Source organism: Massilia sp. P2_C2 (genome assembly GCF_056404615.1).
Map to the genome: position 1 here is coordinate 1 of NZ_JBFUDR010000291.1, position 8,032 is coordinate 8,032.

Here is an 8,032-nt window from a genome sequence, read left to right on the forward strand (position 1 = left end):
CCTGGCCGCAGCGGTGCGCCCTCGGGTGACCGCAATGTGGGCACGGCCGYCCCCGCGCAGCCTGCTCGATCAGGGCGATRCACTCGGCCGGATGCGCGATGCTRGCGATCCATTCCCGCAGCCGGGCCAGGTCGTTGGCCGACAAAGCGACCGCGGCCAGCATGGCGAACAGGTCGTCGAACGTCAGGCTGCGCATTGTCACTCCGGAAGAGTTAACTCGACAWTGCGTATGACTTCGGCAACAAATTAAAGTTCACATAACAAACGCGAACACAGCCTTTTTCTTTGAGCAGCACCGCGGCAGTGGGCCAGTCACTTGCTTTATTGAAATGCGTCACGAATAATGCGCAGACCTTCACTCGCGCCTGGACCATGAAGCAACCGGAAGATCTGAGCACCATCGAATTGCCGCTCGAGGCGGCGTTGGCGAAGAAGCGGGGCCRCCCGCCGAAGGACGACAAGCTCAGCGACGCGGAGCGGGCCCGCCGCTATCGCGCGCGCCAGAAGGTGCGACCGAAAGGCGTGTGGAACTACGAGCAGGTGACGGCGCTCGCGCGGGCGGAAATCGAACGCCTGCTGGAGGGCGCCGCCGCGCGGCCGGCCGGCGAGGCCGAACTCGTCACACAATGGGCATACGGCATGTTCCTGCTGTGGGACCGCGTGACGGCCCAGCGCCAGGAAGCCGCCGACCGCGCGGCACTCCTCGCCCTCGTTTCGGGCTAGACCTCGGCCAGGCCTCGGTCAGGCGTCGTCCAGCTCGAGCCGGTCCGCGTGGGTATAACAGACGAAGTCGCGGCCGCGCGCGAACGCGAGCAGCGTGATGCCGGCGCGCCCGGCCAGGTCGACAGCCACCAGCGTCGGGGCCGACATGCCGACCAGCGCCGACACCCCGGCCAAGGCCGCCTTTTGCGCCATGTCGAAGCTGACCCGGCTCGTGATCAAGGCATGCGTCACGGCGGCATCTGCGCATTGTGGAAACTACGTATTTCCTGCGCAAAACATCTATTTGAGCCATTTTAACATCCACGATTGTGAGCACGCTGCTACACTCGGGCGAATGACGGGCGAGATCCCGCTGCGGCGACCCCAGTTTCCTTGGCAAGATGGACCATTTACAACTGCAACCCGGCGACATCGGCACCTTCGATCACGACGCCATTCCGCGCCTGCTGTTGCCATCCCCGGCAACGCTGTTCGAGGCGCGTGCCGCGCGCCTGCGCCAGCTGGCGGCCGGCGACGTATCCGGTATCCCCGTCGACAACACGCTGCGCGGCTATCTCACATTGATGGCGTACGTGGCCGACGCCCAGCATGCCGTGGTCGCCCGCCTGGGCGCCACCGGCGTGCCGCTGCCCGACCACAACGCGCTGCAGCTCGCGCACGTCCACAACATGCCGCCGCTGCCCGCGACGGGCGAGCGCCCGGCCGCCTGGCTGAGGGTGTTCGCCCGCCTGCTCGACGCGCTGGACGCCGTCGCCGACCCGCCGCCATCGCTCCCGACCGCGCTGGTGACGCTGCACGCCACGCCGCCGGACTGGCTGGAAAGCGTCGCCGACGCCATCCTCGGCAACTGCGCCGACGGCGCCGATCCGCTGCGCGCGCCCTTTGTCGCCGCCGCATTGCAGGTCACGTGGAGCCTGATGGCCGCCCAGCTCGACGCGGCCTGGGCCCAGCCCCTCGTCACCGGTACGCTGTGTCCCGTATGCGGCTCCCATCCGGTGGCGAGCATCGTACGCAGCGACGGCCGCTACCTGCACTGCGCCATCTGCGAATCGGAATGGCATATGGCGCGCGTGCAGTGTTCCTGCTGCGAGGCCGACGGCAAGACCGCCTACCGGGGCCTCGTCAGCCGGCAGGCCGCCGCGCAGGACGACGGGACGCCGCCGCAGGCCGACGATGCGGCCAAGGTGGCACGCGCCGAGACCTGCGACGACTGCCACGCCTACCGCAAGATATTCAGCCAGGAACACGACCCGCGCGTCGAACCGCTCGCCGACGACCTGGCGAGCATGCTGCTGGATGTCCTCGTGTCCGAAGCCGGCTATGTGCGGGCGAGCGGCAATCCCCTGCTGTGGCTGAAGGACGACGCCTGAATCACAGCGCCGCGGCCGGCCGCAGGTCGGCGACGTCGCGCGGTTCCACGATCTCGATCCCGTTGCGCTCCGCGCGGAAGCGCTTCGACATCGCATACACGGCCTTGCGTACCCGAATCTGCCGGAGTGCGTGTGTACCATCGAACAGACATGGCGCGACCGCAGCATCGAGCTCCTCGGTATCGCGCGATGCCGGGCACTGCCGCCGGCGATGGGTCGGCGGGAGGCGGGAAAGTGACGCCTGTCAGGCACGAGCACGGTCAGCAGGACGGCTCGGGGCAGGAAGAGATCGGTGAGCATTTGTGCACACCTTCTCGATAGCAGGATTCGACGGGCTGCATGCACGGCTCGCGCGGCCGGGCCGAGCCGGCGGCGGACACGCTGCTGTCGGAACCGGCCATCGTCGCGGGCATCGCCAAGGCCACGCTGGAGCCGAACCCGTAGGTCGACTGGGACGCCTGGGTCGCTGACTATGGCAAGGTGCGCGATGCGATCGCGGCAACGTATCCGCAGATCTTCCATGACTTCAACGCACGCATGTGGACGCCGGGCGGCTTCCGCAAACCGGTCGCCGCGGCGAAGCGCGAATGGAAGACGCCGACCGGCAAGGCCAATTTCACGGTACCCGACACGCTGTCGGCCGACCCCGACATGCCCGTGCCGGCCGACGCCCTGCGCCTGTTCACCGTGCGCAGCGACGGCCAGTTCAACACGACGATCTACAGCCTCGAAGACCGCTTCCGCGGCGCGCACGAGCGGAGAGTGCTGTTCATGGCCGGTGCCGACATGGCCCGCCTGGGCCTCGCCGACGGTGTCATCCGTAAAGTCGAGGACCTGACCGTCGTGGAATATGGCGTGCCCACCGGCTGTGTCGCCGGATATTACCCGGAATGCAACTCTCTGATTCCATTGTGGCATTACGCCGWGGACAGCAAGGTGCCGGCAGCGAAATCGATCGCCATCCGGGTCGAGCGCACGGGTGGTCCGGACCGGCCGTTGCACTGATCCGGACGCGACGTTGTCCGGGCCGGAGGGAACCCGTACGTAAATATAGCTGTTCCGCGTTGTGATTATTTGATAGATTCCTGATTGCATTAACGGAATCGCCGATCGTCTGCGCACCCGCAGAGGGTCGTTCATGAATATAACGCAACACGACAGCCATGACATCGCCTCGCAGCCTACCTTCTCCGGAGCAAAGTTTCGACGCAACCGCCTACTGCTCCACCCGCCAGGCGGCCGCTCTGCTCGGTGTATCGCACCGCACGGTGCAACTATGGGTGGAAAGTGGCACGCTGGAGGCCTGGAAGACCGCCGGCGGCCACCGCCGCATCGCGCTGGCATCCATCGAGCGCCACGTCGAACGGCGTCGCCAGGCGATGCTGGACCGCACGGCGCCGACACGCTACCGGGTGCTCGTCGTCGACGACGACCCTGCCACCTTGTCCATGTACGACGCCACCCTGACCCGCTGGGGCCTGCCGCTGGACGTCGTCCGCGCCAGTAACGGCTTCGAGGCGCTGATCCGCATCGGCGAGTCGCGCCCGCACCTGCTCATCGGCGACCTCAGCATGCCTGGTGTCGACGGCCTGCGCATGATCCGCACCCTGCGGGCGAGCGAGGCCTACCGCGACATGGCCGTCGTCGTCGTCAGCGGTCTCGATCCCGACACGATACGGGCGATGGGGTTGCCGGAAGACATCCCCGTGCTGGCCAGGCCGGTGGCACCGGACGCGCTGCGCGTGGCCGTGGAAGCGGCCCTGCTCGGGGAGGCCTGTCTCGAGCGGTAACCAAGCGGTGACATAAGCCCTTGATCTGGCTATAATTTCGGCCTTCGCCCGCCAGGAATTTGCCATGTCACTGCTTACCCACCAGCTCGAACTGCTGTCCCCCGCCAAAACCGCCGAGATCGGCCGCGAAGCCATCCTGCACGGCGCGGACGCGGTCTACATCGGCGGGCCCGCGTTCGGCGCGCGCCATAACGCCAGCAATACGCTGGAAGACATCGCGTCCCTCGTCGAATTCGCGCACCGCTACCGCGCGCGGATCTTCGTGACGATGAACACGATCCTGCACGACGCCGAGCTGGAAACGGCCCGCAGCCAGATCTGGCAGTTGTACGACGCCGGCGTCGACGCGCTGATCGTGCAGGACATGGCGATGTTCGAAATGGACCTGCCGCCCATGCAGCTGCACGCCAGCACCCAGTGCGACATCCGCGCGGTCGAGAAGGCGAAATTCCTGTCCCAGGCCGGTTTTTCCCAACTGGTGCTGGCGCGCGAACTGACCATCGAGCAGATCCGGGCGATCCGCGCGCAAGTCGACACGCCGCTCGAATACTTCATCCACGGCGCGCTGTGCGTGGCATTCTCGGGCCAGTGCTACATCTCGCACGCCGACACGGGCCGCAGCGCCAACCGCGGCGACTGCTCGCAGGCGTGCCGCCTGCCGTACACGCTGTCCGACAGCCAGGGCCGCGTCGTCGCCTACGAAAAACACCTGTTGTCGATGAAGGACAATGACCAGAGCCGCAACCTGGAAGCGCTGGTCGACGCCGGCATCCGCTCGTTCAAGATCGAAGGCCGCTACAAGGACATGGGCTATGTGAAGAACATCACGGCCCATTACCGCCTGCTGCTGGACGAGATCCTGGAACGCCGTCCGGAACTGGCGCGCGCGTCGAGTGGCCGGACGCAGGTGATGTTCACGCCGGACGTGGACAAGAATTTCCACCGCGGCCACACGGATTATTTCGCCCAGGGCCGCCAGCAGACGATCGGCGCGTTCGATTCGCCCAAGTACGTGGGCGTGGAACTGGGCAGCGTGACGCGGATCGGCGGCGACAATTTCGACCTCGTCACGCAGGAGACGATGGCCAACGGCGACGGCCTGAACTACATGCACAAGCGCGAGACCGTCGGCATCCAGGCGAATACCGTGCAGAAGATCGGCGAGGATGCCGAGGGCCAGCGCTGGCGCGTGTTCCCGAACGAGGGACTGGCCACGCTGCCGGGACTGAAAGTTGGCACCTTCATCCACCGCAACCGCGACCACCAGTGGGAAGCGGCGCTGACGAAGAAATCGTCCGAGCGCAAGGTGCGCGTCGACCTGCGCCTGGAAGACACGGCCGACGGCCTCCGCCTGACTGTCACGGACGAGGACGGCATCKCGACGGTGACCGAGGCCGCGCTGGCGCTGCAACCGGCCCAGCAGGCCGAACAGGCACTGGCCGGCCTGCGTGCGAGCGTCGGCAAGCTGGGCAACACGATGTTCGCGGCGGGCACCGTCGATATCGCGCTGACGCAACCGTGGTTCGTGCCCGCGAGCGCGATCAACGGCCTGCGCCGCGACGCCATCGCCGCCCAGGAAGCGGCACGCCTGGCGGCATGGCAGCGTCCGGAGCGCGCCCAGGCCGTGGCGCCGCCGGCGCCGTATCCGGAAACCCAGCTGAGCTACCTCGCCAACGTCTATAACGAGAAGGCGCGCGCGTTCTACCACAAGCACGGGGTGCAGCTGATCGCCGCCGCGTACGAGTCGCACGAAGAACCGGGCGAGGTGTCGCTGATGATCACCAAGCACTGCCTGCGCTTCTCGTTCAACCTGTGCCCGAAGCAGGCCAAGGGGGTGCAGGGCGTGCAGGGCCAGGTGCGCGCCGAGCCGATGACGCTCGTCAGCGGCGACGAGCGCTACACGCTGAAGTTCGACTGCAAACCGTGCGAAATGCACGTGATGGGCGCCATGAAACCCGGCATCCTGAATTCGCCGCCGCCGTCCGCCATCCCGTACAGCCCACTCGTATTCCACCGCCAGCGCCCGCGTCCCTGAGCACGTGTCGCCAAGGGTGCGTCGCGCGCGYTGCCGCACCCATCGTTTCTCCACTCGCTCCGACCCTGCGACCCTGTCGCTTCCACGTTGCGCCCGCCACCGGGCGCAATGCCTGCCCGGCTATGATGGACGGGCGGCGCGCGATCCCGATGCCGCCGCTGCCCCATGGAGTCGACCATGCACAAACGCCTGCTCTGCATCGCCCCCGACGACCCGGCCATCCCGACTTTCACCTGCAGCGCCATCCACGACTGGGACGTCCTCCGCGTGTCCGGCCTGGGCGATGCCAGCCGCGCATTGCGCGACAACCGTTTTGCCGTCGGCTTGCTGCTGCGCGTGCGCAGCCTGCAACGATCAAGCGACCTTGACGGTTTCCTGCGCCAGCACCGCGCCACGCAATGGGTCGGCGTCGTCGCGCCCCTCGACCTGGACAACGCCGCCTGCCGCGACCTGATCGGCGAGCACTTGCACGACTTCCACACCGAGCCGATCGATCCGGCCCGGCTGGCGCACACCTTGGGCCACGCCCACGGGTGGGCCCTGCTGCGCCGCCCGGCGATCGAGCGGGGCGCGGGCGCCGGCGACGCGGCCGCCACGATGCTGGTCGGCCGTTCCGACGCGATGCTGCGCCTGCGCGGCCAGGTCGCGCGCGTGGCCCGGGTCGACGCGCCCGTGCTCATCTCGGGCGAAAGCGGCAGCGGCAAGGAGCTGACGGCCCAGGCCATCCACGCATTGTCGGACCGCGCGGCGCGTCCTTTCGTACCGATCAACTGCGGCGCCATCGCCCCGACCCTCATCCAGTCCGAGCTGTTCGGCTACGAGCGGGGCGCGTTCACGGGGGCCACGCGCGGCAAGGCCGGCCTGATCGAGTCGGCGCATGGCGGCACGCTGTTCCTCGACGAGATCGGCGACCTGACCAGGGACCTGCAGGCGAACCTGCTGCGCTTCCTGCAAGAGAAAACCATCTGCCGCGTGGGCAGCACCCGCGCCATCCCCGTCGACGTGCGCGTCGTGGCCGCGTCCCACGTACAGCTGCAGCGGGCCGTCGCCGAAGGCCACTTCCGCGAAGATCTTTATTACCGGCTCGCCGTATTGCCCGTGGCCGTACCGCCGCTGCGCGAACGGCGCGATGACGTCGTCGCGCTGGCCGAACACGTCTTCCGCCTGTACGCGGACGAGCGCGTGCCGCGCCTCACCGGCTTTTCCAGCCGCGCCGTCGCGGCCATGCTGGACCATGCCTGGCCGGGCAATGTGCGCGAGCTGATCAACCGCGTCCGGCGCGCGCTCGTCATGGCGGACGGGCGCCAGGTCACCCCGCAGGATCTCGGCCTGGAAGCGGCCGCGCCCCTGCCGACCCAGGGCGCGCTGGACGACGTGCGCGCCCGCACGGAGCGGCTGGCGCTGCGCGAATGCCTGCTGCGCACAGGCCAGAACGTCAGCCGCGCCGCGCGCGACCTCGGCGTGTCGCGGACCACGATGTACCGCCTGCTGAGCAAGCACGGCATGCATCCCTGAGACGCTCCGCCCGTGGCGGAGCCGTACGGTGTCCAGACGGCCCCGGGCGTTGCGACGCGACGGGCAACGCACCTGTACCGCCACGGGAACAACCTGTCGGCACGCATGGGACCGACCGCTGCGCCGGATTCCGACGTGGCGTTAGGAAGGCGACTACAGGGTCAACAACAATCAATGGGTTACGGGCGCTGCCGCCAGGATGGCACCAAACGTGCGAATGGATGGGTGTCGGACCCTCCGACGGCACGTCACCGACCACTAATCCAGAGAGGAAAGCATGAAGAAGACCCTGCTCGTCACCGCGTTGTCGCTGGCCTATACGCTCAACGCCCACGCCGGTCCCATCACGAATACCAGCACGACCTACGACCATGCGGGCACAACCGTAACCCAGAACGACAACAGCGTGCGTAACCACATCACGTCCACGAGTACGGACCAGAGCGATAACAGTGTGAACACCGCGACCACTTCCACGACCACGACCAGCGCCTCGACGGCCAATGCCACCACATGGTTGAGCGGCAGCGTGGGCGGCAACACGATCGGCGGCATCGGCAATGTCGCGACCAATACCGGTGGCGCCAACGGCGCGGCCG

6 protein-coding genes and 3 pseudogenes are annotated in these 8,032 nt (G+C 67.6%); 7 read left to right on the plus strand and 2 right to left on the minus strand.

The window, feature by feature from the left end; translation table 11 throughout:
• Window positions 1-196 (minus strand): annotated as a pseudogene (locus AC1DYX_RS24890) (IS1595 family transposase); the annotation flags it as partial.
• A gap of 176 nt (window positions 197-372) precedes the next feature.
• Between AC1DYX_RS24890 and AC1DYX_RS24895 the strand changes: the two are divergent.
• The gene (locus tag AC1DYX_RS24895) at window positions 373-723 is read left to right on the plus strand and encodes a hypothetical protein (RefSeq protein WP_477263864.1); all 351 of its coding nucleotides are present in this window, start codon (window positions 373-375) and stop codon (window positions 721-723) included.
• Window positions 724-741: 18 nt separating this feature from the next.
• Here AC1DYX_RS24895 and AC1DYX_RS24900 read toward each other — a convergent pair whose 3' ends face one another.
• Window positions 742-954, minus strand: a complete 213-nt coding sequence (locus tag AC1DYX_RS24900; protein ID WP_477263866.1) for a formate dehydrogenase accessory sulfurtransferase FdhD — start codon at window positions 952-954, stop codon at window positions 742-744.
• 149 nt (window positions 955-1,103) lie between these two features.
• On the opposite strand from AC1DYX_RS24900, the gene fdhE reads away from it, so the two are divergent.
• From fdhE to AC1DYX_RS24930, 6 genes and pseudogenes are all read left to right on the plus strand, one after another.
• The gene (gene fdhE / locus AC1DYX_RS24905) at window positions 1,104-2,093 is read left to right on the plus strand and encodes a formate dehydrogenase accessory protein FdhE (protein ID WP_477263868.1); all 990 of its coding nucleotides are present in this window, start codon (window positions 1,104-1,106) and stop codon (window positions 2,091-2,093) included.
• Between the two features lie 321 nt (window positions 2,094-2,414).
• Window positions 2,415-3,098, plus strand: a pseudogene (locus AC1DYX_RS24910) (FdhF/YdeP family oxidoreductase); the annotation flags it as partial.
• Window positions 3,099-3,256: 158 nt separating this feature from the next.
• Window positions 3,257-3,883: a response regulator gene (locus AC1DYX_RS24915; protein WP_477263870.1), complete on the plus strand. Its 627-nt coding sequence runs from the start codon at window positions 3,257-3,259 to the stop codon at window positions 3,881-3,883.
• A 64-nt stretch (window positions 3,884-3,947) separates the two neighbouring features.
• Window positions 3,948-5,918 (plus strand): peptidase U32 family protein, encoded by a 1,971-nt coding sequence (locus AC1DYX_RS24920; RefSeq protein ID WP_477263872.1) that lies wholly within the window; start codon window positions 3,948-3,950, stop codon window positions 5,916-5,918.
• Between the two features lie 177 nt (window positions 5,919-6,095).
• Entirely contained in the window at window positions 6,096-7,433 is a 1,338-nt protein-coding gene (locus tag AC1DYX_RS24925; protein ID WP_477263874.1) for a sigma-54 dependent transcriptional regulator, read from the plus strand.
• Between the two features lie 277 nt (window positions 7,434-7,710).
• Window positions 7,711-8,032: pseudogene (locus AC1DYX_RS24930) on the plus strand (hypothetical protein); the annotation flags it as partial.